Origin of the sequence: Afifella sp. H1R (genome assembly GCF_021462425.1) — a bacterium.
Lineage (GTDB): Bacteria > Pseudomonadota > Alphaproteobacteria > Rhizobiales > Afifellaceae > Afifella > Afifella aestuarii.
The window spans coordinates 121,543-147,164 of sequence record NZ_JAKEDY010000001.1 but is presented as its reverse complement, the minus strand read 5'-3'; the positions used below and the strand labels follow the sequence as shown (position 1 = coordinate 147,164).

The 25,622-nt window shown below is 63.7% G+C and carries 24 protein-coding genes; 8 read left to right on the top strand and 16 right to left on the bottom strand.

Annotated elements, in window-relative coordinates; translation table 11 throughout:
• Positions 1-25: 25 nt before the first annotated feature.
• On the bottom strand, positions 26-985 hold the full coding sequence (locus L0F51_RS00770) for a complex I NDUFA9 subunit family protein (protein ID WP_234627510.1): 960 nt from the start codon (positions 983-985) through the stop codon (positions 26-28).
• 223 nt (positions 986-1,208) lie between these two features.
• On the opposite strand from L0F51_RS00770, the gene L0F51_RS00765 reads away from it, so the two are divergent.
• Positions 1,209-2,603, top strand: a complete 1,395-nt coding sequence (locus L0F51_RS00765; RefSeq protein ID WP_234627509.1) for a hypothetical protein — start codon at positions 1,209-1,211, stop codon at positions 2,601-2,603.
• A gap of 44 nt (positions 2,604-2,647) precedes the next feature.
• Here the strand turns inward: L0F51_RS00765 and L0F51_RS00760 are convergent, their stop codons facing one another.
• The 4 genes from L0F51_RS00760 to L0F51_RS00745 form a co-directional block, all read right to left on the bottom strand.
• The gene (locus L0F51_RS00760) at positions 2,648-3,715 is read right to left on the bottom strand and encodes an ABC transporter ATP-binding protein (RefSeq protein ID WP_234627508.1); all 1,068 of its coding nucleotides are present in this window, start codon (positions 3,713-3,715) and stop codon (positions 2,648-2,650) included.
• A 1-nt stretch (position 3,716) separates the two neighbouring features.
• The gene (locus L0F51_RS00755) at positions 3,717-4,508 is read right to left on the bottom strand and encodes an ABC transporter permease (protein WP_234627507.1); all 792 of its coding nucleotides are present in this window, start codon (positions 4,506-4,508) and stop codon (positions 3,717-3,719) included.
• Positions 4,505-5,359, bottom strand: a complete 855-nt coding sequence (locus L0F51_RS00750) for an ABC transporter permease subunit (protein ID WP_234627506.1) — start codon at positions 5,357-5,359, stop codon at positions 4,505-4,507. Before L0F51_RS00750 ends, L0F51_RS00755 begins: the two co-directional genes overlap by 4 nt.
• 91 nt (positions 5,360-5,450) lie before the next feature.
• The gene (locus L0F51_RS00745; RefSeq protein ID WP_234627505.1) at positions 5,451-6,563 is read right to left on the bottom strand and encodes an ABC transporter substrate-binding protein; all 1,113 of its coding nucleotides are present in this window, start codon (positions 6,561-6,563) and stop codon (positions 5,451-5,453) included.
• 262 nt (positions 6,564-6,825) lie between these two features.
• Here L0F51_RS00745 and cobF point away from each other — a divergent pair, with 262 nt between their 5' ends.
• The 5 genes from cobF to L0F51_RS00720 all read left to right on the top strand — a co-directional run bounded on the left by cobF (position 6,826) and on the right by L0F51_RS00720 (position 15,625).
• Positions 6,826-7,578: a precorrin-6A synthase (deacetylating) gene (cobF, locus tag L0F51_RS00740; protein WP_234627504.1), complete on the top strand. Its 753-nt coding sequence runs from the start codon at positions 6,826-6,828 to the stop codon at positions 7,576-7,578.
• A 220-nt stretch (positions 7,579-7,798) separates the two neighbouring features.
• Entirely contained in the window at positions 7,799-10,270 is a 2,472-nt protein-coding gene (gene bcsA / locus L0F51_RS00735) for a UDP-forming cellulose synthase catalytic subunit (protein ID WP_234627503.1), read from the top strand.
• The gene (locus tag L0F51_RS00730) at positions 10,267-12,675 is read left to right on the top strand and encodes a cellulose biosynthesis cyclic di-GMP-binding regulatory protein BcsB (RefSeq protein WP_234627502.1); all 2,409 of its coding nucleotides are present in this window, start codon (positions 10,267-10,269) and stop codon (positions 12,673-12,675) included. The genes bcsA and L0F51_RS00730 overlap by 4 nt, the downstream gene beginning before the upstream one ends.
• Positions 12,672-13,970 carry a glycosyl hydrolase family 8 gene (locus tag L0F51_RS00725; protein ID WP_234627501.1) on the top strand — a complete coding sequence of 433 codons (1,299 nt, stop codon included), beginning with the start codon at positions 12,672-12,674 and terminating at the stop codon, positions 13,968-13,970. Before L0F51_RS00730 ends, L0F51_RS00725 begins: the two co-directional genes overlap by 4 nt.
• Complete coding sequence (locus L0F51_RS00720; RefSeq protein ID WP_234627500.1) at positions 13,961-15,625, top strand: hypothetical protein; 1,665 nt, start codon at positions 13,961-13,963, stop codon at positions 15,623-15,625. The genes L0F51_RS00725 and L0F51_RS00720 overlap by 10 nt, the downstream gene beginning before the upstream one ends.
• A gap of 85 nt (positions 15,626-15,710) precedes the next feature.
• Here the strand turns inward: L0F51_RS00720 and L0F51_RS00715 are convergent, their stop codons facing one another.
• The 11 genes from L0F51_RS00715 to L0F51_RS00665 form a co-directional block, all read right to left on the bottom strand.
• Positions 15,711-16,181, bottom strand: coding sequence for a DUF411 domain-containing protein (locus L0F51_RS00715; RefSeq protein WP_234627499.1), 471 nt, complete (start codon positions 16,179-16,181; stop codon positions 15,711-15,713).
• Positions 16,182-16,259: 78 nt separating this feature from the next.
• Positions 16,260-16,616 carry a hypothetical protein gene (locus L0F51_RS00710; RefSeq protein WP_234627498.1) on the bottom strand — a complete coding sequence of 119 codons (357 nt, stop codon included), beginning with the start codon at positions 16,614-16,616 and terminating at the stop codon, positions 16,260-16,262.
• A 79-nt stretch (positions 16,617-16,695) separates the two neighbouring features.
• Positions 16,696-17,118, bottom strand: coding sequence for an arsenate reductase (glutaredoxin) (gene arsC / locus L0F51_RS00705; protein ID WP_234627497.1), 423 nt, complete (start codon positions 17,116-17,118; stop codon positions 16,696-16,698).
• A gap of 52 nt (positions 17,119-17,170) precedes the next feature.
• Positions 17,171-17,407 carry a thioredoxin family protein gene (locus tag L0F51_RS00700; RefSeq protein WP_234627496.1) on the bottom strand — a complete coding sequence of 79 codons (237 nt, stop codon included), beginning with the start codon at positions 17,405-17,407 and terminating at the stop codon, positions 17,171-17,173.
• An 18-nt stretch (positions 17,408-17,425) separates the two neighbouring features.
• Positions 17,426-18,502 carry a permease gene (locus L0F51_RS00695; protein ID WP_234627495.1) on the bottom strand — a complete coding sequence of 359 codons (1,077 nt, stop codon included), beginning with the start codon at positions 18,500-18,502 and terminating at the stop codon, positions 17,426-17,428.
• The gene (locus tag L0F51_RS00690) at positions 18,499-18,795 is read right to left on the bottom strand and encodes a metalloregulator ArsR/SmtB family transcription factor (RefSeq protein ID WP_234627494.1); all 297 of its coding nucleotides are present in this window, start codon (positions 18,793-18,795) and stop codon (positions 18,499-18,501) included. The genes L0F51_RS00695 and L0F51_RS00690 overlap by 4 nt, the downstream gene beginning before the upstream one ends.
• A 203-nt stretch (positions 18,796-18,998) precedes the next feature.
• Positions 18,999-19,736, bottom strand: coding sequence for an ATP-binding cassette domain-containing protein (locus L0F51_RS00685; protein ID WP_234627493.1), 738 nt, complete (start codon positions 19,734-19,736; stop codon positions 18,999-19,001).
• 44 nt (positions 19,737-19,780) lie between these two features.
• Positions 19,781-20,728, bottom strand: a complete 948-nt coding sequence (locus L0F51_RS00680; RefSeq protein WP_234627492.1) for a sugar ABC transporter substrate-binding protein — start codon at positions 20,726-20,728, stop codon at positions 19,781-19,783.
• 46 nt (positions 20,729-20,774) lie between these two features.
• Complete coding sequence (locus L0F51_RS00675) at positions 20,775-21,716, bottom strand: ABC transporter permease (protein WP_234627491.1); 942 nt, start codon at positions 21,714-21,716, stop codon at positions 20,775-20,777.
• The gene (locus L0F51_RS00670) at positions 21,713-22,486 is read right to left on the bottom strand and encodes an SDR family NAD(P)-dependent oxidoreductase (RefSeq protein ID WP_234627490.1); all 774 of its coding nucleotides are present in this window, start codon (positions 22,484-22,486) and stop codon (positions 21,713-21,715) included. The genes L0F51_RS00675 and L0F51_RS00670 overlap by 4 nt, the downstream gene beginning before the upstream one ends.
• 182 nt (positions 22,487-22,668) lie before the next feature.
• Positions 22,669-24,153, bottom strand: coding sequence for an FGGY-family carbohydrate kinase (locus L0F51_RS00665; protein ID WP_234627489.1), 1,485 nt, complete (start codon positions 24,151-24,153; stop codon positions 22,669-22,671).
• 439 nt (positions 24,154-24,592) lie between these two features.
• On the opposite strand from L0F51_RS00665, the gene L0F51_RS00660 reads away from it, so the two are divergent.
• Positions 24,593-25,009 (top strand): DoxX family protein, encoded by a 417-nt coding sequence (locus L0F51_RS00660; protein WP_234627488.1) that lies wholly within the window; start codon positions 24,593-24,595, stop codon positions 25,007-25,009.
• 66 nt (positions 25,010-25,075) lie between these two features.
• Entirely contained in the window at positions 25,076-25,588 is a 513-nt protein-coding gene (locus tag L0F51_RS00655) for a hypothetical protein (RefSeq protein WP_234627487.1), read from the top strand.
• The last annotated feature ends 34 nt before the right edge of the window (positions 25,589-25,622 follow it).

The window sequence follows — 25,622 nt, the reverse complement described above, 5'->3', positions numbered from 1 at the left end:
GCGGCCGCGCGGCGTTTGCCGCCGGCTATTCGACCGAATGCCGGGCCTGCGCCGCCTTTCGGTCCTCCCGCTCCCGCAGGAAGTCTTCAACGGAAGTCGGCGTCACGCCCCAGGCCGCAAAGCCTGGCTCCTCGGTCGCGACATTGGGCGCCTCCATCAATTCCACTTCCGTGGAGGTCACCGGCGGCTTCGGCAGCCGCTCGGCTGCTGCCGCCAGGCCTTTCCAAATGCCGATCGGCAATGGGACGAGCAAGCGCCGAACACCGACCTCGTCTGCCACGATCCCGACGAGTTCGCGGTAGGTGTATGTGCGCGGGCCGCCCAACTCGTAGGTGCGCGGCTCGGGAGCCGGTCCCGCCACCACGATACACGCGATCGCCTCGGCCACATCTCCGACGAAGGTCGGCTGCAGCCGCGTCTCTCCACTCCCGAAGAGAGGAAAGACGGGATATCTCCGCAGAAGATCGGAGAACGTGCAGATGAAGCCGTCCTGCGGACCGAACATGACGGCCGGCCGCACGATGACAGCGTTTCCGAAGGCCCGGCGAACCGCGATCTCTCCTTCACCCCGCGCCGCGATGTAGCGGGAAGGAGAGTTCGGATCAGCGCCCACGCCAGAGAGCTGGACGAGAAGCGGTACGCCGTGTCGATGCGCCAGAGCAGCAAGCTGTCCCGCCGCCTCCACATGGATGTCGCGAAAAGTCTTGCCACCCCGCTCCACATAGAGACTGACGGCGTTGACGACGGCACCTGCGCCCTCGACAAGCCTTGCCACATCCTCCGGCCGCTCGATGTCGCCTTCTACGACGCTGAGCCCGGCCGGCCTCCCGAGAAGGTCCGTGATCTTGTTCGGATGGCGGGAGACCGCCCGCACGCTCCTGCCCTTCTCCAGCAGGCGCCGGCAGATCCGGTGCCCAAGAAAACCGCCGCCGCCAAAAACAACGACGGGTGCTTCCTTGCCTGCAAAGGTGCCATCTTCGGGCATGTCGAACCTCCCCGTCACGATCTTCGCTTTTGGGGAGCACAACTGCCGATGACGGACTTTGCTCCCTGCGCAATTGCCACATCCGATGACGGCCTCCCTGCAAATGGCCGCATAGGTGGTTTCCAGGCTCGTCTGGACGGACGATGCTGATCGATCGACGGAGTGGGCTGTTCATCACCCCGTCGGAGCTTAAAGTGGGTTCATCGCCCGCAGAATTTTGTCGATGAACACCTCCCCCCTTCCCGACCGTCTCGCCGGCTGGCTGCTGATCGCCACGTGCTTTTTCGTCTTCCTGGCGCAATGGTCGGGCGAGAGCATCCTGGTCGGCGCTGAGATCGTCACCGTCATTCCTGCCGTGCTTCTTTTGGCACGCCGCACGGGTCGCATGCAGACCGTCTTCCTTTCGGTCGCCGGCATCCTCCTTATCGCGACGCTGGCGACACGTGCGGACTGGCTGACGCTCACCACATCGGCCTTGAAAACGACGGCCTTCATCGCCGCCTTTTTCACCGCGACGACCGCGCTCCGTTACGCCGCCACGAGTTCACCTGCGGTCATCGAATGTGGCCGCCTTCTCGCCGAGCAGCCTCCGGGCCGGCGTTACCTGGCGCTGACAACCGGCGGACATCTCTTCACGCTCGTCCTCAATTACGGCTCGATCGCGCTTCTCGGGGCGCTCGCGGAAGAGAGCTCCCGCCGGGAAGACAACCCGCATATCCGCGCCATTCGCCTGCGACGCATGCTGCTCGCCATTCAGCGTGGCTTCGCCTCCGCCCTCACCTGGTCGCCGCTCGCCTTCGCCACGGCGATCTCGATCTCGTTCGTGCCGGATACGACGTGGAAGGAGATTCTGGGCCCGAGCCTCGTCAGCTCTCTCATCCTGGCTGTAGGTGGCTGGCTTCTCGACACTCTCATCAAGCCCAAAGTCTCGGCCTCGCCGTCGACGCCCGTGGTGACGGAGTTGAGCTGGACCAGCATCTGGCCGCTTCCTGTCCTTCTGGTGGTGCTCGGGGTGAGCGTCGGCGGCATTCATCTCGCCACGGGCGTGCGGGCGACCGCCGCCGTCATTCTGGTCGTGCCGATCATCTCACTCGCCTGGATCGCCTTTCAGAACAGGGATGATGCCCCGATGCGCCACGTGCGCGAGCGCACCGGCCTCTTCGTGACACGCCAGCTCCTCGGCTACCGCAACGAGCTCGTCCTCCTCACCATGGCCGGCTTCATCGGCGGCCTTGGGGGACATCTTCTGAGCCCGTTCGTCCTCGGCGCCGGCTTCGATCTGTCTTCGCTTCCGGGCTGGCTGCTTCTCGTCGGGCTTCTCTGGATCATTCCGGCCGCCGGCCAGCTCGGCATGAACCCAATCCTGGCCGTCTCGCTGATCGCGCCGCTCCTGCCTGCCGCCAGCGAGGTCGGGATCGATGCAAGCGATATTGCCGTGGCGATGACCGCCGGCTGGGCGCTTGCCGCCGCAAGTTCGCCGTTTACGGCAAGCACGCTCGTCGTCGGCGGTTTCGGCAGCGTCACCGCCCGTTATGTCGGGCTCGTCTGGAACGGCCTTTATGTCGTCGTGACGGGGCTCGCGCTCTCGGCCTGGGTCGCCTTTCTCGCATTCTGGTGAGCCACTGCCCGGCGCGCACGTTCCGCGCCGGCGATCGGTGCACCTCACGCGCTGACGGAAATGACGTCCTCGTCCTTGAAACCGACCCGCAGCGTCTCCCCCGGCTGCGGCGGTGCCGAGCGACGGTCGTTGAAGAGATCGACATGGAGACGCGTGTCGCCGACCGCGACCCCGATGCGGATCACCGAGCCGAGGAAGCTCACCGCTTCGACACGGGCGTTGAGGCAGATGCCGTCATCGGCGCCGTTGACGAGGTTGAGCGCCTCGGGGCGGAGCGCCAGCACGATCGGCTCTCCGTCACGGGCGGTCGCCGGGAGCTTTCTCAGGACCACGGATTGCTCACCGATCGCCACCTCCTGCGCAGCGGCATTCCTCACCCGCGCCTCGACACGGTTGAGCGTGCCGACGAAGTTGGCGACAAAAGGCGTTGCCGGCCGGTTGTAGACCTCAAATGGCGCGCCGACCTGCTCGATGCGCCCGGAATTCATGACCACGATCCGGTCGGAGATCGACAGCGCCTCCTCCTGATCGTGCGTCACGAAGATCGTGGTGATGCCGAGCTCGCGTTGAATGTTGCGGATCTGCTCACGCAGCGACACGCGGATTTTCGCATCGAGTGCGGAGAGCGGTTCGTCGAGAAGCAACATCCTTGGGCTCGGCGCGAGTGCGCGAGCAAGCGCCACGCGCTGCTGCTGGCCGCCGGACAGCTCGAACGCATAGCGCCGGCCGAGATCGGGCAGACCGATGAGCTCCAGCATCTCGGCCACACGCTCGCGCGCCTTCGCCCGCGGCACGCCGGCGACCTTCAGCCCGAAGCCGATATTGTCCCTCACATTCAGATTCGGAAAAAGCGCGTAAGACTGGAAAACCATTCCCACATTTCGCTGCGAGGGCTTCAGGTGGGTGATCTCCCGCCCGTCGGCGAAAATGCGGCCCTTCGTGGGTTTTTCGAAACCCGCGATCATGCGCAGCACCGTTGTCTTGCCGCATCCGGACGGACCGAGCAGCGACACGAACTCGCCGCTGTTGAACGAGAGGTCCAGATCCTTGATCACCGTATTGGTGCCAAAGGTTTTGGTGATCGCTTCGAGATTGAGGAATTCTTCTGCCATATCAATCTTTTCTGGCCGTGCTCTTCGGAGCGAAGCGCGCGAGGAGCTGGATCGCGACCATCGCGCTCCAGGTGAAGACGAAGGAGATGATTGCGAGCGCCGAGGGCTCGTAGGCCCGGTTGGCGCCGATATTCTGCATGTAAGGGCCGAAGCCCGGACGGTTGAGCAGGCTCGCCAGGACGAACTCGCCCATGACGATGGCGAGCGTCAGGAAGGCACCCGACAGCACGGCCGTGATGACATTCGGAAAGATGATCCGTGTCAGGATCCTGAGGCGGCTGGCGCCAAGAATGGTCGCCGCCTCCGTCAACGTCTGCACGTCGATGGTCCTGAGACCCGTGTCGATCGCCCGGTACATATAGGGCATGGCGAGCGCCACATAGCCGAGCGTCAGCAGGATATTGGTGCCCATCACCGAACCGGTGAGCGGCAGAAAAGACGACGAGTTGTAGAGCCGGATATAGCCGAAGACGAGGATGATCGGCGGGATGATCAGGGGCATCAGCGTGAGGAATTCCACGATCGGCCTGATCTGCGGCATCCTGAGCCGCACGAAATAAGCGGCCGGCATGATGATGACGATGCCGACGACGATGGTGCAAAGGCCGATCACCAGCGAATAGGTGAAGGTCTGCTGGAAGCCCGGATCGGCGAAGACATTGCGATAGGCGTCGAGCGTATATCCGTCGCGCCGGATGCTCAGCGAGAACTCAAGCGTCGCGAGCAGCGGCAGCAGGAAATAGGCCGCGCCGAGACCGAAGACGACCCAGGACCAGAAGCGATTGCCTCTCATTTGAGCCACCTCTCAGCGCGGGTGCGCACGACCAGATAGACGACGTTGGCAAGAGCGGTGATCGCGATCATGCCGACGGCAAGAGCCGCCCCGAGCTGCTGGTTCTGCAGCACGTCGCCACGGATCTGCGCGTAAAGCAGGATCGGAACGATGTTGAGCGAGGAACCGGTGAGCGCATAGGCTGTCGCAATCGCCCCGAATGCGTTGGCGAACAACAAGGAGAGCGTGCCGAGAAGGTTCGGCCACAAGACCGGCAGCCCGACATACCGCCAGAACTGCCAGGTGGAGGCGCCGAGCGTCTCCGCCGCTTCGCTCCACTCCCGCTTCAACCCATCGATCGCCGGCGTGATGATGAGGATCATCAAGGGGATCTGGAAATAGAGATAGGTGAGCGTCAGGCCCCAGAAGGAGAGAATGTTGAAGCCGGCGCGGTAGAGGTCGAGCCCGAAAACCTCCCGCAAAATGATGGTCACGAGACCCACGCGCCCGAGCGTCGCGAGAAAGGCGAACGCCAGCGGGATGCCCGCAAAGTTGGAGGCGACGCCGGAAAAGGTCAGAAGCGTGGAGCGGATCACCGGTGGCAGACGCCCACGAATGACGGCCAGGGCGATCGCGAGCCCGATCAGGCAGCCGAGTGCGGCGGAAGCGAAGGAGATTCGGATCGAAATCGAGAAAGATCGCAGGATCTGCGGCGTGAAGAGTGCACCGATATTGTCGAGCGTCACACCGCCCTGCCCGTCGGAAAAAGCCGTCGCGAACAGGCCCAGAGTCGGCAGGATGAGAAACATGATCGCAAACGCCAGAAACGGCAGGATGGCGATCGCTTCCCCGAGCCTCAACTCGGCGAACATCTGCGAAAATCGGCGCTTCCGCGCAGGCAAGGCAACTGACCCGGAGTGATCCGGGCCAGTCGTTTCAGTCGGAAGCGCGAGCGGCTTGCCGTTATTCGGCGACATTGGCGCCGACCACGGAATCCCACTTCTCCGTGATCACGGCCTTGGCGGCATTTTGCTGCTCGATGGTCGGGAACACGGCCTTGGCGTAGGCTTCCGCCGGCGGCAGCGCATCGAGAAGCTCCTGCGGGATCTTCTTCTGCTCGGCGAGCGCATTGAAGCGGATCGGGTGGCAGTAGCCGGCAAGCCAGCCAAGCTGACCCTCGTCGGAATAAAGATACTCCATCCACAGCTTCGCGGCGTTCGGATGCGGCGCGTAAGCGCTGATCGCCTGGACGTAGACGCCGGCGACGACACTGTCGGACGGGACGACGACGTCGGCGGCGGGGTTGCCCTCAAAACCGTCGCGCCAGGCGAGCGAATTGTAGTCCCAGGCGACCACGATCGGCGTCGTACCCTGTGCAACCGAGGCCGCTTTGCCGATCACCGGAACGAAGTTGCCCCGCTCGTTGAGCTGCTTGAAATACTGCAGCCCGGCTTCTGCAGCCTGATCGAGATCACCGCCGTTTTCGGCGAGCCCGGCTCCGACGACACCCTGGATCGCCTGGTTGGAGGCGCGGGGATCACCTGACAGAGCAACGGCGTTGGCGTATTTTTCGTCGAGGAGGTCGGCCCAGCTCGACGGCGCTTCACCGACGATATCCGTGTTCACGAGGAACGACAGAACGCCGTAATAATCGCCGTACCAGTAGCCGTCGGCATCCTTCGCGTCGTCCGGAATCTCGTCCCAGGTGGAGACCTTGTAGGGCTCGATGAGGCCTTCTTCCTTGGCCTGCGGGCCGAAAGCGAGGCCGACATCGAGAACGTCGGGCGCCTGCGGGCCGGTGTTGTCCTTGTTGGCGCGGACGGCCTCCAGCTCATCGGCTGAACCCGCATCCGGGTTGAGTTCGTTCACCTGGATGCCAGGATACTTCTCCTTGAACCCGTCGATCACATCGCCATAGCCGCACCAGGAATGCGGCAGCGCAATCGTGGTGAGCTGCCCCTCTTCCTTGGCCGCTTTGTACAGCGCATCAAGGTCCGTCTCGGCGCTCGCCGTCATCGTCGTGGCTAGCAAAGCGACGACGGATACCGAGGCAGCGAATAGAGTTTTGGTTTTCATTATGCGACTCCGTGCTGTGGCTCGGCCCCCATTCGAAAGAGAGTCGCCAAGCCGAACGTCCACTAGAACCGGCCCATGACAGATCCGTGACGCTGCGTCGGCACGGCGGCTTTGTTCACGCCACGCAACGAAAGACAATTTGTCTGTGGCGCATCCCCGCTTCGCGTCGGTCGTGTCTTGGGTCGCCGTAACCTTCGTCCTAAGAAGGCCCGACCGCAAGCTGCAAGACACCTGAACGCAGAAGAAGAATGGGATATCGGCGATGAAGAAAGTCTACGTCATCGGGATCGGGGCCGGCGATCCGTCTGACCTCACGCTGCGGGCGATTGAGGCGATGCGGGCCGTCGACGTCTTCTTCTTCATGGACAAGGACGGGGCCGGCAAAGAGAATTTGATCGCCTTCCGTCAGCAGGTGCTCGCACGGGCCGTTCCCGAGGCCTCCTACCGAAGCATCCATGCCACCAGCCCCGAACGACCGAAAGACGGCCGAGACTACGAAAAGGGTATCGACTGGTGGCGCGGCGAGCGGCGGCGGATCTTTCGCGAGATGCTGTCGGAGCTCGGTCCTGAGGAGACCGGCGGCTTTCTGATCATCGGCGATCCGGGGCTTTATGACGGCACCACGCAGATCCTGCATGAGCTCGCCGCCGAGGGATTCGAGATCGACTTCGAGGTGGTCACCGGCATCACGAGCCTGCAGACCCTTGCCGCCCGTCACCGCATTCCGTTGAACCGCATCGGCGAAGAAATCACCGTCACCACCGCACGGCTCTTGGCCGAGACCGAGCCCGCGACGATCTCCAACACCCTCGTGATGCTCGATGGGCGCGCCACCTTCCTGCGCTTCAAAGAGAGCGATCTCTATATCTACTGGGGCGCTTATCTCGGCATGGACGAAGAAATCCTCATCGCCGGACCGCTGAAGGAGAAGGCGGACGAAATCGCCGAAACGATCGAGACATCGCGCGCGCGTCACGGTTGGATCATGGATGCCTACCTTTTGCGACGGCCGTGAAGGGTGAGAGCCGTTCCACCCTGCCGTGACGTAACCTCTTGTAGTTGCATCGCACGCAACCTTTTCAGCTTAAATGAAGGACCTATTCCAAGCCCTTCTGTGATCTGATTAATTTTTGTGAAACCATGCCGCCCAAACTGTGGCGTGTTCGCAATTTAATTAAGCTTTTAAACACGGGCGTCGGCTCAATATCCCCGCAACAAGGGGTAGGAGAGGCGTCATGTCGAAAACGATGCCGCTGGCGGTGTTGTGGCTTCTGGCCACCACCGCCACGCTGCTGCTGATCATGCAGCCCATTAGCATCGAGGCGCAATTCGTCATGGGCGTGGCGGCCGTCGGCGGGATGGCGGCCGTGTGGATGTTCAGCAAGGAAGGCGTTTGGCGCCAGGTCTTTCTGGCGCTCGCGACGGCCGTGGTGCTGCGCTACGTCTACTGGCGCACCACCTCGACGCTGCCGCCGATTTCGGAACCGATCAACTTCGTTCCGGGCTTTCTCGTCTACCTCATGGAAATGTTTTCAGTGCTGATGCTTTTCATCAGCCTGTTCATTACGGCCGACCCTTTGGAACGGAAGCGGGCGCGCCAGCTGCGCGATGCTGAGCTTCCGACCGTCGACATCTTCATTCCGACCTACAACGAAGACAAAAGCCTTCTCGCCACAACCATCGCGGCAGCGCTCGCGATGGATTATCCGCATGAGAAAAGACAGGTTTGGCTGCTCGACGACGGCGGCACCGAGCAGAAGGTCAACAATCCCGACCCGAACGTCTCAGTCCCCGCCAAGCGCCGGCGGGCGGAACTGCAGCGCCTGTGCGCGCAGCTCGGCGCCCACTACCTCACCCGCGAGCGCAACGAACACGCGAAGGCCGGCAACCTCAACAACGGTCTCGACTGCTCCACCGCCGATCTCATCGTGGTCTTCGATGCCGATCATGGCCCGGTCCGCTCCTTCCTGCGCGAGACCGTCGGTCATTTCGCCGACGATCCGCGTCTCTTCCTGGTGCAGACGCCGCACTTCTTCCTCAATCCGGATCCGCTGGAACGGAACCTCTCGACCTTCGAGCGGATGCCGTCGGAAAATGAGATGTTCTACTCCGTGATCCAGAAGGGTCTGGACAAGTGGAACGCGGCCTTCTTCTGCGGCTCGGCGGCCGTGCTTCGGCGAGCAGCGCTCGAGGAGACGGGCGGTTTTTCCGGCGTTTCCATCACCGAAGACTGCGAGACGGCGCTCGAACTGCATTCGCGCGGATGGAACAGCCGTTATGTCGACATTCCGCTGATCGCCGGTCTGCAGCCGGAAAACTTCGTCTCCTTCATCGGTCAGCGCTCGCGCTGGTGCCGCGGCATGGTGCAGATCCTGATGCTGAAGAACCCGCTCTTCAAGCGGGGGCTTCGCTTCGAACAGCGTATCGCCTACCTCTCCTCGTCGCTTTTCTGGCTGTTCCCGCTGACGCGCCTCACCTTCATGCTGGCGCCGCTGCTCTACATCATCTTCTCGCTGCAGATTTACGAAGCGAGCTTCCGTGAGTTCGTCGGCTACACCGTCGCCTATATGGCGGTGAACATCATGCTGCAGAGCTATCTCTACGGCAGGCTCCGCTGGCCCTGGGTGTCGGAACTCTACGAATACGTGCAGTCGGTCTATCTGGGCCGAGCGATCCTGAGCGTCGTCGTCAATCCGCGTGCGCCGACGTTCAACGTCACGGCGAAAGGCCAGACGAGCGATAAAGAGCAGCTCTCGGCCCTTGCCGGCCCCTATTTCGCGATCTTCGGCGTCCTTGCCGTCACCGGCGCCTATGCCGCCTGGCGCTACTTTACGGAGCCTGCCGGCAACGACCTGTTGATGATCTGCGGCGTGTGGAACGCCATCAATCTGGTCATCGCCGGTGTTGCGCTCGGCGTCGTATCGGAGATGCCGGAGCGGCGCCGGGCGCAACGTCTCGCCGTCGTGCGGCGCGCGGTGCTCGAGATCGTCGGTGTCGGCGAAATCGCCGTCTCGGTGGAGGATGTCTCTACTTCAGGCGTGCGGGTGCGCCCGCTGGAGGACGCACTGCCGCCGATGAAGGCGGGCGCCACAATCGCCATGCTGCGTCTGGTCAACGACGACGGCACCGTCACCAAAGAGGCAATCGCCGTCGTTCTACGCCGCGCCGGCAATGACGACCGCGGCCGCTTCCTCGGCATGGAATTCATCCAGCTCACCGCGCCGCAGTACAAGCTCATCGCCGATCTCCTCTACCGCAGCGCCAATGTCTTCGAGGCATTTCGCAGCCGGCGGCGGAAATCGCGGAGCGTCATCGGAGCCACGATCGGTTTCCTCTCCTGGAGCTTCTATTACACGCTACGGGCCTTCCGGATCGGTCTCAGGCGCAATCAGCCTGCCGCAACGGACATGGAAGGGTTTGCGAGCGCCGAAACGGGTTTCGGCGTCGAAATCGGGCGATCGGAGCCTGCCTTGCCGCGGGTTCAGTCCCATCTGCATGTCGCACCAGCCATGCCGGTCGAAGCCGGAACGACATCTGTTCCCGCCCCTGCGGCGGCTCCTGCCGCCCAAAGCACGGCGGCGGTCGGCGTCGCCACGCCCCAGGTCGAGCAAGCAGAGCCGAGCGAGGCGCAACGCCGGCGCTCCATCTCAACATCGACGGCTGCCACCGCTTCGCTCGGTCATGACGTCTGGGAGTATGCGGTATGAGAAATCTCGCAACCGCGGGCCTTGCACTCCTCCTGCTCGCACCGCAGGCCCAGGCGGGCAAGGTCGTCCTGTCTCTCGATCAGGTTCGGTCGGCAGCGCCGGTCAGGGCGCAGCCCACGACCAGCCAAATGGCCCTCTCCGACACCGGCGTGCCGCTCGTGGCCGAGGTCGATCCGGATCTTCGTCGCCTTCCCGCAGCCTTGAGCGATTTGCATTTCAATGGCGAAACCGCCGGTCATGAATGGCCCGTCTATCTGACGAGGACGCAGGCGGCCTCACGGGCGGAGATGCAGCTCGGCTACATCAACAGCGTGTCGGTGATGTCGGAGGGTTCGACGCTGACCGTGACGGTCAATGAAGTCAGCATCGGTGAAATCCCGATTGCATCGCCCGACGAGCTCGCCCGCACGCGCCTCTCCGTTCCCCCGGGTCTCCTCCAGCCTGGCTACAATTCCGTGCGCATCTCGGTGCAGCAGCGGCACCGCGTCGATTGCTCTCTCGAGGGCACCTACGAATTGTGGACCCAGATCTATCCTGGGGTCACGGGATTTGCCTTTGCGGGGGCCGGCGCCGGTTTCGAGCGCTTGAGCGATCTCGCAGCCGTCAATCCGGGTCTCGACGGCGCCGTCAGCATCAGCGTGCGGGCGCCTGAGACGCCAACGCCGAAGGCGACCGAGAGATTTTTGCGCGTGGCCGAGATCGCCGCAATCATGACGAAGGCACCCCGCAGCGAAGTCCGCTTCGACACCGGACCTGCCTCGGGACCCGGCGTCGAAATTGCGATCGGAACGCCGGAGGAACTGCGTCGGCTCGGCGTATTGAAGCCCGGCGAGACGGCGCAGCCCGGCGTCTCCGTCATCCTTCCCGACGAAATGGATCTGATCCATGGCCGCGTATCCATCTGGATCGTGGGAGGCAGCGACGCCGCCATCGACGCAGCGCTCGCAAGTCTCGAAGCCGGGAGCAAAACGGAGCCTTCGGAAGGAACGCCGTCCGGGCTGCGCGCCGCTGAAAACGCCCTCGGCCACCTCGTGCCGCCGGGAAGCTCTGTGAGCCTGCGCGACCTCGGCGTCGTCTCCGAGGAGTTCAACGGTCGCCTCTACCGCACCTCCTTCAACATTCGCATGCCCTATGACTTTCTGTCGGCAGATTACAGCCAGGCGGTCATTCGGCTGACGGCCGGCTTTGCGCCACGGCTCGATCCCAAGAGCCAGCTTCTCGTGCGCGTGAACGATCAGACGGCGTCCGTGCTGCCACTCTTGGATGACGACGGTGCCTTGATGCGGGGACGCAAAATCCCGATCCCGCTGAAAGTGCTGCATCCCGGCATCAACCGCGTGCAGATCGAGGCGCAGCTCCGCTCTCAGAGCGATCGCAGTTGCGACACGCTTGCCGGGCTCTCCAGCCCGAGCCGCTTCCTCATCATGGATACGAGCGAGTTCTATCTCCCGCCGGTCGCGCGCATCGCACGCATGCCCAATCTCGCTTCGACCCTCAGCGGCGGGTTCCCTTACGCCAAAGGCGAAACGACAGCCGCCTACATCCCCGATCCCGACGCCGACACGCTTTCCGCCGCAGGGACGCTCGCAGCCAATCTGGCTGCGGTCAGCGGGGCGCCGCTCAATCTCGAGGTCGCCTTCTCCGCACCCCCGGCTGACGCCGGCACCTCGATCGTCGTGGCGGCGGCGCAGGCCCTGCCCGGCTCTGTCGCCGATGCTGTCGGTCTCGACGCCGCCGGCATGCGCCAGGCCTGGCGTTCGCAGATGCTCAACAGCCGTGTCGGCAGAGCCGGACTTGGAGAAGCACCGCTCTACACGGGCTCGACCGGCCGCGACGATCCGGCGCCGCAACGCGTCTCGCAACGGCTTTTCATGCAACCCTCTGTCTCGCTCGACGACTGGACCGAGCAGATGCGCGAGAATGGTGGCTTCGGCGGACCGTTCGAGCGGGCGATCTCCTGGCTCAAGGATCAGGTCGGGAGCGCCACCGGGAATATCGGCCTCGGCGAAGGACCGGATCCGCTGCGGGTCAAGCCGGGCAGCACACTCGTCCTTGCCCAAGCGGAAGCCCCGGCCAACGAGGGGCGCACCTGGACAGTGGTGACGGCGCCAACGAGCGAAGAGCTCGCAGCCTCCGTCGCGCAGATCAACACGGCGTCGCTGCTCTACCGGCTGGACGGGCGGGCGCTCGCATTCGGCCGCAACGACGGCGACATCACCAGGGCCACGAACGGCAGCTTCTACTACGTGACGACGCAGCCGCTGTCCTTCCAGAACATTCGCCTCGTCGCAGCGGGATGGATGTCGCTCAATATCGTCTATTACGTCCTCGGCCTCATCGCGGCCTGCGCATGCCTCGGCCTCGCGACGACTGCCCTTCTGCGGCGCGTGGGGCATTCGTCATGAGCGCGCGCGTTTCCGTCACCGCCATCGTGGCGTCCTTCTCCGCCCTTCTGGCAATTTCGGCTGGCGCGGCGCTCTTGAACGACAGCCCCTCGGAGAAGGCCGCGCTGCCCTGCGAGCCGGGTGAGAGGGCCGCCACAATGGCAAGCGCCGTTCCTCAAAACATCGCCCTCCGCCTGCCGATGGCATCGGGGGAAACCGCGTCGCATGTCGCAGAAACAACCTTCGACCCGGTGCCTGCGGCCGCAGCCACAGGCACACCCGTTTCGACGCCGATTGAAGTCGCGGCTGCCGGCAGCGCAGCCGGCTCGAACGCGGGTGCGACGAAGGCAGATCTGCCTGCGCCTCTCTGGGCGAATTTCCGTGACAATTTCATCGGCGACGACGGACGCGTGATCGACGACGGCAATGGCAAAATCAGCCACAGCGAAGGCCAGGGATACGGCCTGCTGCTCGCGGCCTTCGCCGATGATCCCGTCACCTTTCGCCGCGTGTGGAACTGGACCGTCACCGAGCTCCTGATCCGCGACGACGGCCTTGCCGCCTGGCGCTGGGAGCCCGATGCCGATCCGCACATCACGGACCCCAACAATGCCACCGACGGCGACATCCTGATCGCCTGGGCACTGATGGAAGGTGCAGCCCGCTTCAACGAACCGGAATATCGCAAGGCCGCCGCCGAGATCGCAGCAGCGATCTACGAGAAAACCACGGAAGAGAGCGCGTACGGCCGCATCATCCTGCCGGGCGTTCACGGGTTCCGCGCCGATGATCGTCGCGACGGGCCCGTCATCAACCTCTCCTATTGGGTGTTTCCGGCCTTCCCGGCTCTCGCAAAGGCCGCTCCGCAATACGATTGGGATGCCCTGCGAGACAGCGGCGTGGCGTTGATGCGGGCCTCCCGTTTCGGCAAAAGCAATCTGCCGAGCGACTGGATCTCGCTTTCGGGCGAGAAGCCGAGACCGGCCAACGGCTTTCCCCCGACCTTTGCCTACAATGCAATCCGCGTTCCCCTCTATGCCGCCTGGGCTGAGGCCGGAGATCGCTCCGACCTCGCCCCCTATCAGGCGCTGTGGGAGCGGACGCAGCCGAGCACCGTCGATGTCATGTCGGGGCGGGCAGTCCAGCCTCTGGGCGGCCCTGGCTATGCGGCGGTCGCGGGGCTCGTCGCCTGCGCACGCCAAGGCACCCCCTTCCCTGCCTCGGCGCGCAACAGCCTTCCCGACCTCTACTATCCGAGTGCCCTACAGGCCCTTTCTGTCGTCGCAGCACAGGAGGCATATTCCGGATGTCGCTGAAAACGCTCCCGTTTCTCCTCCTCGCAGGGGCGGCCTGGATCGCACCCGCACAGGCCCAGACCATCACCATCAAGGCGCCCGCCCACATGTCGGGCGCCGCCATTACAAAAGTCGATGAGAGCGCCTTGCGCTACTATGCGCGCAACCAGGAGCTCGACCGTGTCGAGGCCGAAATCCACCGGCTGCAGCAATTGCATCCGGGTTGGACACCGCCCGACGACCTCTTCACCCAGGTAACCGGCGGCAGCGACGAAACGGAATTCTGGGAGCTTTTCGCAGCCGACCGGCTCGATGATCTCGAAGCCGCCATCGAGGCGCGACGACATTCCGAACCGGGCTGGCAGCCGTCCGAGGACCTCAGGAGCAAGGTCGCCTACAAGCGCGCCCGCCAGCGCCTCGTCAACGCCTCGGATCTCAAGCAATGGGGCAAGGTTCTCGATATCGCCGGAGGCGGCGACATCGTCCTGAGCACGGCAGACGTCGACGTCATGTGGCGGGTGGCGGAAGCCGACGCACACAACCATGCAGAGCAGGAAGCGCTCGCTCTCTACGAAAAGATCCTGCAAGATTCCTCAAATTCGGGCGAGCGGCTCGGGACCATACAGAAGGCGCTCGGGCTCCTGCCTGTGCGCGAGGTCGAGACGCTGATCTCCCTCGGCCGCACCAATCCGGACGGCAGCAACGAATTCGAGATCGTCGAAGACGATCTGTTGCGCGCCCGCATCGGCGCCATCGCCGCCGGCGAAGACGTGGGAACGGTCTCTCGGAGCGAACTCGTGCGCTTCGAAGACGGCGTAGAAGCCGACAAGAGCGCGATGTCCGATGCGGCACTTCTCGGCTGGTTCTATTATGGCCAGAACGACTGGCAGGATGCGGCGCGCTGGTTCAAGACGTCGCTCGATCGCGGTGGTGACGTGAAGTCGGCCGAAGGCGCCGTGCTTTCGCTGAGCGCGCTTGAGAAGCCCGACGAGGCGGAAGCGATCGCCGCCAAATGGGAAGCGGAATCGGCCGAGGTGCGCAGCCTCTTTCTCGGCCTCGGTGCGGCGCGGCTCAGCATGGATCCCCCGCCCGATCTCACCCGCGACTACTTCGTCAAACTCGCCAACGCTATCGAAGAGACGCAATCCGGCGACGGCGCGCAGGCGCTCGCCTGGTACCATTACAACACCAAGTCGTTTGATGATGCGCAGAGCTGGTTCCGACAGGCGATGGCCTGGCAGCCGCAGGACACGACGGCACTCGGCCTCGTTCTTGCGACTTTCCATCTCAAACAATGGTCCGAACTCGCCGATCTTTTGAAGAGTTTCTCGCCGGACTATCCGAGCGTCGCTGCGATCGCACCGGAGCTCAAGCGCCCGACGCGGACCGCCTCGACCGTCGATCGCACGCAACAGGTGCGGGCGGCGCGGGTTGCGCAGCGGGTGAACGATCTCTTCGGAGCGAAGCGTTATCGCGAGGCCTTGGCGCTTCTCGACGAGTTCGACGGCAAGTCACGCGGCATGATGATGCTCAGAGGCTGGGCCCTCTACCACGTGCATCAGATCGCCGAGGCGCGGGAGATTTTTCGCAAGCTCGACGCAAAGAGCTCCACCAAAGAGACCCGGGAAGCGCTGGCGTGGATCATGAACGCCCAGCTGCCCGCCCGTCACCGATAGACAAGAGAAAGCCTGGCACCTCCAGCCAGTCGAAAGGGCGTTCACCCCGCAAAGGGTGAGCGCCCTTTCTTCTTCATCAAGTGTCTTAATCCGACAGGCGTTCCTCGCCGCGATAGCGGGCATAGGTCGACTGACCGGAAGCTCCGAAAGAAACGACCGGATAGGTGTCCGGCTCCATGCCGGGCATGGCCATGCCTTCCGAGCCGACCGGCATGCCCGGCACGGCGAGACCGGCCGTCATGGGCTTTTCATCGAGGAGCCGCGCAACCATCGCCGAAGGCACGTGACCTTCCAGGACGTAGCCGCCCACAACGGCCGTATGGCATGAGGCGAGTTCATCGGGCACGCCGAACTGCTGCTTGACGGCGCCGATATCGTCGGTCGGGACGACTTCGACGGCAAAGCCCTCGGTACGCATCTTGTCCGCCCAGGCCGTGCAGCAGCCGCAGGAGGGGTCCTTGTAGACGGTCATGGCCGGAAGTCCTTCCGCATGAACGGAAGAAACGGCGAGCATGCCGGCAAACGCAGCGCCAGCGAGAAGAAAACGAGATTTCATCGGAAGCATCTTTCCAAAGTGCAGATGGGCCGGGTTTCACCCGGCGATTCAGTCTGTTGCGAGCTTTGCCCGCTTCTTTCAGGAAAGGATGCTTCGTGGCGGAGGCGACAGCGCTTCCGAATCTATGGCAACCAGCACCCTCGCATCAGGCCGCATTTCGGCCGCGACATCGCTCCGTGGCGCAGGCACAGCCGGCATATGAGTGGTGGCGAAAGCTTGCAGGGTTGCGGCGCAGATTGCGATACAGCCGGCCTTTTCCACCGGCGCCTCCTGGCAGCAATCATGCGATGGCTCGGCCACGAGACGCATCGCCGACATTTCAGCCGAAACCGTCTTCGGGCCATGCGCCGAGACGTAGCTCGCCTGCCCGCCGACGAGTGCGAGGAGAAGCGCGAGAAGCAGCGATGCCAGACGTGGAATCCGAGTGGCGAGCATCCTCTGCAATCTAGCAGATCCGGCGATACCGCGCTTGAGGCAAATCAACGGGTTACAGAAATGTAAGCGAGCACGCTCGTTACGCGACCCTGCGTCCGTTCGTATCGATGATCGGCTCGCCATCCTCCTTGGCGAGCGGCCCGGGCGGCAGGCGATCGAGAAGGTCGAGCACCATCTCGCTCGGCCGGCACAGCCGCACACCCTTTGTCGTGCAGACGATCGGCCGGTTGACCAGAACAGGATGCGCAATCATCGCCTCCAGGAGCTTCTCGTCGCTGACCTCGGGATCGAGCAGGCCGAGCTCCTCCGCCGGCGATTTCGTCGTCCTGAGTGCCTCGCGCGGGGTCAGTCCGGCCGCGGCGAAGAGCGCCAGAAGCTGCGGGCGGGTCCATCCTTCCTTGAGATACTCGATGACGGTCGGCTGATAGCCGGCCTTCTCGATGATCGACAGAACATTGCGCGAAGTGCCGCAGTCGGGATTGTGATGAATGACGACGTTCATGGTCGGCGAAACTCTTTCTCTCTGCGATCGGATACGAGGGCGAAGGGCAAGCTCACGCCGTCAGCCATTCCTCCAGCTTGTCTTCCCGCGGCAGGCCTCCGGCATGGACAAGCTTGCCGTCGATGACGATGCCCGGAGTGGAGGCAACGCCATATCGAGCGATCTCGGCGTAGTCCGTTACCTTTTGCACCTTTGCCTCAATGCCGAGCCTCCCGGCAGCATTGCGCACCATGGCCTCTGTCGTCTCACAGCGCTTGCAGCCGGGGCCGAGCACTTTCACATCCTTCATCTCAGAAATACCTCCGATTTATCCGAACAGGAAATTGAACAGGAAGCCGACGCTGAAGATGCCCGTCCCGACGATGGCGACGAAGACGGCGATGAGCTTTCCCTTCAGCACCTTTCTCAGAATGACGATCTCCGGCAGCGAGAGCGCCAGAACCGCCATCATGAAGGCGAGTGTCGTGCCGAGGGCCGCACCCTTATCGAGAAGCGCTTCCACCACGGGGATGATACCGGCAGCATTGGAATACATCGGAATGCCGAGGCCGATTGCAGCCGGCACCGACCACCAGGCCTCCGCACCCATGATGCGCGCCATCAGCTCCGCCGGCACATAGCCGTGAATGCCGGCGCCGACAGCGATACCGGCGAGAATCCACAGCCAGACTCGGCCGACGATCTCCCTCATGGAGGCAAGGCCCTCGCGGAGACGCTCAACGCCTGTGATCTCGTCCTCTGGCACGCGGCAGCAGCCGCCGGTCGCATTCAACTCGCGCACCCAGTCCTGCAGCCAGGATTCGATATGCAGGCGGCCGATGACCCAACCCGACACGATTGCGACGCCAAGTCCGAAGGCGAGATAGAGGAGTGCCACCTGCCAGCCGACCAGACCGAAGAGAAGGCCAAGCGCCACCTCGTTCACCATCGGCGCGGCGATCAGGAAGGAGAAGGTAACGCCGAGCGGGATGCCGGCCTGAACGAAACCGATGAAGAGCGGAATGGCGGAACAGGAGCAAAAGGGCGTCAGGATGCCGAGCCCAGCCGCCATGACGTTGCCGGCCCCCTCGCGCCGACCCGACAGAAAGGCCCGCGTCTTCTCGGGCGAGAAGAAAGACTGCACCACCCCCATCACGAAAACCACGAGCGCCAACAGCATCAGCACTTTCGGCGTGTCGTAGAGAAAGAAGGCGAGCGCCTCGCCGAGCCGGCTTTCCCGTGCGACTGGAAGCAAGCCGGTAAGTGCTTCGGCAGCCGGCTTGAGGCCCATATAAACGCCGACCCACAGCGCGAACGCTGCGACGGTGCCAAGATACCACAGGAGTGGCGAGGAGCGCCGGCCTGATCCCGGCGCAGTGCCGTCTGCAAAGCCGGAGGCGCTCATGCAGCCGCCCTCCTCGACCCGCCATCGAGCGCGACCATGGCCGCATCGACGATCGCCGCAAGCTCTTGCGGCAGGTCAGGATTGCGCCGGTAGCGAACCCATTGCGCATCGCGGCGGTCGACGACGAGCCCCGCAGCTTTCAGCACCCCCATATGCCGCGACATGCGCGATTGCGTTGCCTCCAAGCGCTGCATCAGCTCACAGACGCAATGCTCCCCGCCGTCCCAGACGATCTGGATGGCGGCAAGCCGCGTCGGCTCAGCCAAGGCGGAGAGAACAAGAGACACGTCCATCACAAACTCACGGTTTTGCGCATATGCGTTTAAGCGCATAAACTCTCACTGTGCGACGAAGTCAAGTGCGTTGCTCGGCCGGCATGAAGGACACGGACGATATTCGCTCTCAGCGTCCGTCGGATCTGCGGTGGGCTTAGCGTTCGGTGCGAAGCGGCCTCACCCCGCACGGATGGCGGCCGCTCTCCGCCTTTCTTGTTCGCTCAGTCGCCGCCCATGATCCGCTCCGACAGAGCCTGCGATGTCAGGCCGTCGGTCGAAAGCGATGCTTCGGTCCGGCCACCGCGCAGAATGGTCACCCGGTCGGCGACGGCGACGACGTCGTGCATGTTGTGGCTGATCAGGATGACGGTAACGCCGTTTTCCTTCAGCCGGCGGATGAGCTTCATCACCTCTTCCGTTTCGCGCACGCCGAGCGCGGCGGTCGGCTCATCCATGATGATGATTTCCGCCTTCCAGCGAAGCGCCCGGCAAATCGCCACGGCCTGACGTTGCCCGCCGGACAGGTTCTCCACCTTGGCGGTCATGTCGCGCATCACCGAATTCAGCGAGATCAGAAAATCCTGCGAGCGGGCGATCATGGCGGCGCGGTCGAGCACCTTGATGCCGAGGACCCGCCTCTCGAGCTCGGAGCCCATGAAAATGTTCTGATAGATCATCATGCGCGGCGCGAGACCGAGATCCTGATGGATGGTCGCAATGCCGGCCGCGAGCGCGTCATGCGGGTTTGCAAGCCGCACCTTTTCGCCGCGGACGTGAATGTCGCCCACATCGGGGCGTTCGACGCCGGAGACGAGTTTGATCAGCGTCGATTTTCCGGCGCCATTGTCGCCGCAGAGTGCGTGCACCTCGCCGGCCGCGACGCTGAGATCGGCGCCGCGCAGCGCCTTGACGGCACCGTAGGATTTCCGGGCGTTGCGGACGGTGAGGATGTCGCTCATCTTTTTTCCAAAGTGGCCGGCGGCTCGCCCGCCGAACCCCTCGCCTACTCCTTGATGAAATTGTCGACGTTCGACTGATCGACGAGATCGGCTTTCATGTAGAGATAGGGGCCGGAGGTGATCGTTTCTTTCTCCGCACCTTCGACGGCGATCTTCTGCATGGCGTCGACAGCCGCCTCGCCCATCGCCTCGAACGGGATCGCCACCGTCGCCATCAGCATGGAATCGGGCGACTTGATGCGCCGGAACGTTTCCGGCCCGCCGTCGGTCGAGACGAGAACCACATCGCCCTTCTGCATGCCCTGCTGCTTCAGGAGATCGTCGATGATGAAGGCCTGCCCATCGAAGGATGCCCAGATGCCGTCGAAGCTGCCGGCATTCTGCATGATGAGAGCATTCATGCCGTTGCGCACATCCTCCTGCCAGCTCTTGGTGCGGGCCATCGAATGGCTGCCCACTTCCTTCACCGCCTGGTTTTCGCTCAAGACGACGTCGAGCACCTTGCCGCGGATGCGCGTGCCGACATTGGATTCGAAGCGGTCCGTCAGGATCGAGCCCTCATAGCCGAGCTGCCCCAGAAGATAGAGCGCCGATTCAGAGCCGACGGCGTACTCATTGACCTGAATATCGAAAAGCGCATTCGGGCTGGCCCCGCTCATGACCGTGATCAGCGGGATGCCGGCATCCTTCACCTCTTGCATCTGCGCATCGAATTCGACGGGCTTCGACATGGCGAGCACGATGCCGTCGACGCCGCTTTGGACGAGGTTCTCGATCTGCTCCGCATGCGTCTGGAGCGTGCCGTTGGAATTCAACATGACGACATCCCAGCCCTTTTTCCTCGCGGCGGCCTCGACGGCATTGGCGACGCGCGCATGCGTCTCCGACGACATCTGAAAGGCGACGACGCCGAGCTGGAAGGCCTGCGCGGACATCGCGCGCGTCACCGCGAAGGCGACGACGCCAAGCGAAAGCAGCAATCTGAATTTCATGTTCATCCCTCTTGTCGTTGGCAGAGCGCGGCTTTTTCGGCGCGCTTCATACGGAAAATGCGGCCTTCTTCAGAACGCTGGCGGAGACGCTCACCGAGGCGATGACGATGACGCCCAGCATGATATCTTGCAGGTAATAGGGCGCGCCGAGAAGCACGAGGCCGTTGGCGAGCACCGAAATGATCAGGGCGCCGACGAAAGTTCCGGCGATGTTCGGGCGTCCGGGCTCGAACATGGTCATGCCGAGAAGCACCGCGGCGATACCGTTCAGGAGATAATCGCCCGCCATCTGCGGCGAGGCGGAGCTCAGATTGGCGACGAGGAGAACGGCCGCAATACCGGCCGCAAACCCCGAGAGCGTAAGGCCGATCAGCTTCATGCGCCGCGTCGCGATGCCGGCACGATGGGCCGCCTCCTGCGCTTCTCCGGTTGCCAGCATATGCGTGCCGAGCCGCGTCTTGCGCGTCACGAACCAGGCGCTCAGAACGACGGCCGCCATGACCACGACGAGGACCGGAATGCCGAAGATCTCGCCGCGCGCGAGGGCGAGAAACATCGGATCCCAGCGCCCGACAAAAGCCACGCCGCCGGTGATCATGAACGTCAGACCATTGGCGATCGCGGCCGTGCCGAGTGTGGCAATGAGAGAGGGCACCTTCACGCCGGTGACGAGGAACCCGTTCACCAAGCCGCCCAGGGTGGCGACGGCAAGACCCGCGACAACGGCAAGCCCCCAAAACGTGCCTCCGGCGATGAGGCCGCCGGTGACGACGGCGGCAAGGCTCGCAAGATTGGCGAAGGAGAGATCGAGCTCGGAGGTCAACAGCGCAAAAGTGAAGCCGGTGGCAAGGATCGCCAGAAAGCTCGTCTGCTTCAGAACATTCAGCAGATTGGCGCTGGAGGCGAAATTGCGCGCGAAAACGAGCAGGAAGACGAAGACGAGGAGCCCCGCGAGCGCCGTCCCGTATTTGGCGATGAAATCTCTCACCCGGCCTGGTCCGCGAGCTTGCCGATCGGCGGGATCAATTCCAGCCCCCCGGTGACGGGAATGACGGCGCCCGTCACGAAGGCGGCGCGCGGCGACATGAGGAAGGCGACGACCTCCGCGACGTCCTCAGGCCGACCGAGACGGCGCAGAGGCGTCCGCGCCGAGGCTGCCCGCTCGAGTTTTCCGAAGGCATCGCCCGGGAAAGCCCCACGCACCATCTCGGTGGCGATGATCCCCGGCGCCACCGCATTGGCACGCACGCCGTCCGGCCCCAAGGACTGGGCGATGTTGAAGGTCATAGTGTTGACGCCTCCCTTGGCCGCGCCATAGGCCGGATTGGCGCCGCCCGAAAGCCAGGCGATCGATGAGACGAAGACCATAGCGCCGCCGTTTCCGGCAGAACGCATGGCGCGCCCCACCGCCCGGCCGACACGATGGGCGCTCGAGAGATTGACGTCGATCACCCTCTCCCAGCCCTCGTCGTCCTGATCGGGAAAGGCCGCGACATGCGATGTCCCGGCACAATGCACGAGCCCGTCGATGCGGCCAAAGCGGGCGAGACAGGCATCGACCAGAGCCTCCGGCGCCGACCGGTCGAGAAGATCGGCCGACGCGTAGCCGTCGTCTTCTCCCAACAGATCGGCAAGTCTGTCGCCGTCATCGAGATCGGTGGCAAAAATCCGCCAACCATCACGTTGCATGGCGGACAAGGTCGCGCGGCCGATGCCACCGCTGGCCCCGGTGATGAGTACGACCGGTTTTCCGCTCATCTCGATGCGCCCCGATGCGCTCGCAGCGGTGTGCCATGCCTCATCCTTTGCCCCATACTGCATCCAAGAGTCATTTCAGTACATTATGCGTGAACGTTCGCGTGGCGCAGAATGCGGCGTAAGGTCAAGGGCCAGATCGGCACTTTGCTCTTAAAGCCGCATGTCGCTCCCCGACGATGCATTCAACTCGGCCTCCGGCGAAGCTTCTCGAGAGACCGGGCAGCATGTGCCACCGGCTCATGCATCTCGGTGAAGAGGGCATAGAGCGCATCGTAATGCGCATGCTGCGCCGCGTTCGGCAGGTAGGAGGTGAAGTCCTCCTCGGGTGCGGCCGCGCCGATGTTCTCGGCCAACCCAAGGGCCACCCGACAAAGGGCAAAGCAGCCGGCAAGCCCCATCTCGGCGTGGCGGGAGACAAGGACAGGACGGCCGAGGATATCGGCGCGCATTTGATTCCAGAGCGGGCTTTTCGTGCCGCCGCCGGCCATGCGAACGGCTTCCGCGGCAAGGCCTGTCGCCGTCTCCGCCCGCTCCAGCACGGTGCGGTTGAGGAAGCCGACGCCTTGCATGACGGCACGCACGAGGTCGCCCCGGCCGTGGCCGGACGTCATGCCGAGAAAGGAGGCCGCAAGGTCTCCGTCCCAGAACGGTGTGCGCTCTCCGTGCAGATACGGGTGAAACAGAAGCGGGCGCGGATTTTCAGGCTCGCCCAGAAGCGCCGCCAGCCGTTCCTGAAACGGTCGACGCGTCGCATCGAGCCCATCGACGATCCAACTGAGAAGGTTGGCGCCGTTCTGGCCTGGCCCACCCAGATGCCAGAGTTCCTCCCCCCAGGGGATGGTGATCAGCCCTTCGGCCTCGCCGCGCCGATGCGACAGCAGGCCGAAGACCTCCGAAGAGCCGGAAATACAATAGGCGCTTCCGCTCTTGAGTCCCCCGAGACCGGCGACCGCGGTCCAGCTGTCGTTGGAACCGCACAGGACTTTGGCTCCGGCAAGGGCGCTCAGCGCCCCCGGCAGCCCTTCGCGCACCTGGCCGACGATATCTTCCGGCTGCCCGAGCGGCGGCAGAAGAGCGCGTTCAAGGCCGAGGCGGGCGGCGACAGAGGCGTCGCCGCCAGCCAAAGATTGCGCCAGCCAATGCTGCGAGACGTGGTCGGAACGGGCGATGCCCGTCAGTTGCAGATTGAGATAATCCTTAGGCTCCAGAACGAGGTGCGTTCTTTCCCAATTCTCCGCCTCGTTCTCCTTCAACCAGAGAAGACGTGCGGTCGGATGGAAGGCATTGAGGCCTGCGAACACTCCGTCGGCGTCGAGAGCCTCGTCCCTCCGCGCCATCGCCAGCGCGCTTTCAGCGCGCGAATCGCGGAAGCCGAGCGCCGGGCGCACACTCTTCCCCGCTTGATCGAGAAAGACCTGCGTGCGCGTGAAACCGCACAGCGCCACCGCCGCAATGCCGCCGAGCCCACCCGCGCTCTCGCTTGAGATCCGTTCGCAGGCGCTCTTCAGAGCCTCCCACCACAGCGCCGGCTCCTGCTCGGAATGCCCCGGCGCCCGTTCCTCGAAACCCGTTTCGACATTCGCACTTGCCACGACCGACCCGTCCGCCTCGAACAGACATGCCTTGAGAGCCGAGCCCCCGAGATCGATCGCCAGGAGGCGCGTCATGGGAAACCTCTCCTGCATCCTTCTTGTGGCCGCGTTTCAGGCGGACACGCCCTCGCCGCCTGCCCGGACGACACCGACAAACCTCGTGCATGAGACAGGAAAGCTCCGGCACCCGTGGAGGCAGAGATCACGCGCGAAACCTTGTGCGAGAGGGTCACGGCAGATTGAAGAGCGTGTGCAGGACCAAAGAAAACCCTGCGGGACCTATAACTTAGCTCCACGGTCTCCTCATGCGACTCATCTGAGTCCATTCTTAAGCCCCTGACTTACCAGCTGTTAATTTGCGGGAGAAGCCATGCTGTGGCTTTCTCCGGCAGGCTGATCGTTCGTCATTGCCCGTGGGAAGCGGTTTTTCTCCGCGTGCGGGCGAACGAAGCGGCCGGGGCGGTTTGCGGGCGAGGCTCGCGGATCCAGGCGATCGTCAAGAAGGAAATTTCCCATGACCACCAAGGATCTTGAGACAATCTGGACACCACGCGTCCTCAGTGTCGTGCGCATCGTCGCCGCACTCCTGTTCATGGAGCACGGCACGCAGAAGCTCTTGGGCTTCCCACCGGCCGATCACGTCACGGCGGCCTTCAGCCTCGGCTGGTACGCCGGCATTCTCGAAATGTGCGGGGGCGCGCTCCTCGTCATCGGTCTGTTCACCCGGCCGGTCGCCTTCGTTCTCTCTGGCCTCATGGCCTTTGCCTATTTCCTCGCGCATTTCCCGCGTGCCTTCTATCCCGTGCTGAATGGCGGCGATGCGGCGATCCTCTTCTGTTTCTTGTTCTTCTATCTCGTCTTCGCCGGTCCCGGCCCGTGGAGCGCCGATGCCTGGCGCGCGAACAAGACCTTCTTGCCGCCGCGCGACTGATTTCTTCCGGAAGGGCGGGACGCACCGCCCTTCCCTCTCCACCGTCTGCGCTCAAGGAACGCGAACATGGCCTCGCTCGGCAGCGACCCGACCGGCACGATCGTGAAGCCGGCCATGGTCGCGCTCCTGGTCGTCTCGGGCGTGACCGGGATCATGATGCTCACGCATCGCTACAGCGATCTTGTTCGCTTTGCGCATGAATGGCTGAGCGTTCTTTTCATCGTCGCCGCGCTCTGGCTTTTCCTCAGCAACTGGCGGGCCGTTGCCCGGTCCTTCAAACGGAGTGCAGGCCGGGGCGCTTTCGGCATCGCCCTCATGGCATCGGTGGCGCTCACCGGGATGACAGGAAACGCTCAGCATGTGAGCCCGACAACCGTGCTTCAGGTCTTGTCGAACGCGCCTCTGGAGAAGGCCGCCCCCGCCTTCGGGCTGGAACCGGAGACCGCACTGGACATGCTGCACCAGGCCGGGATCAAGGCCTCGCTCGGCGACACGCTCAGCACGATCGGCGCCCGCAACGGCACCAACGGCGCGGAGATCGCCTCGCGCCTTGCCGAACAGGCGCAGGCGAGCGAGTAACGCCGGCAGAGCTCAGCTTCAGAAAGCCGCACCG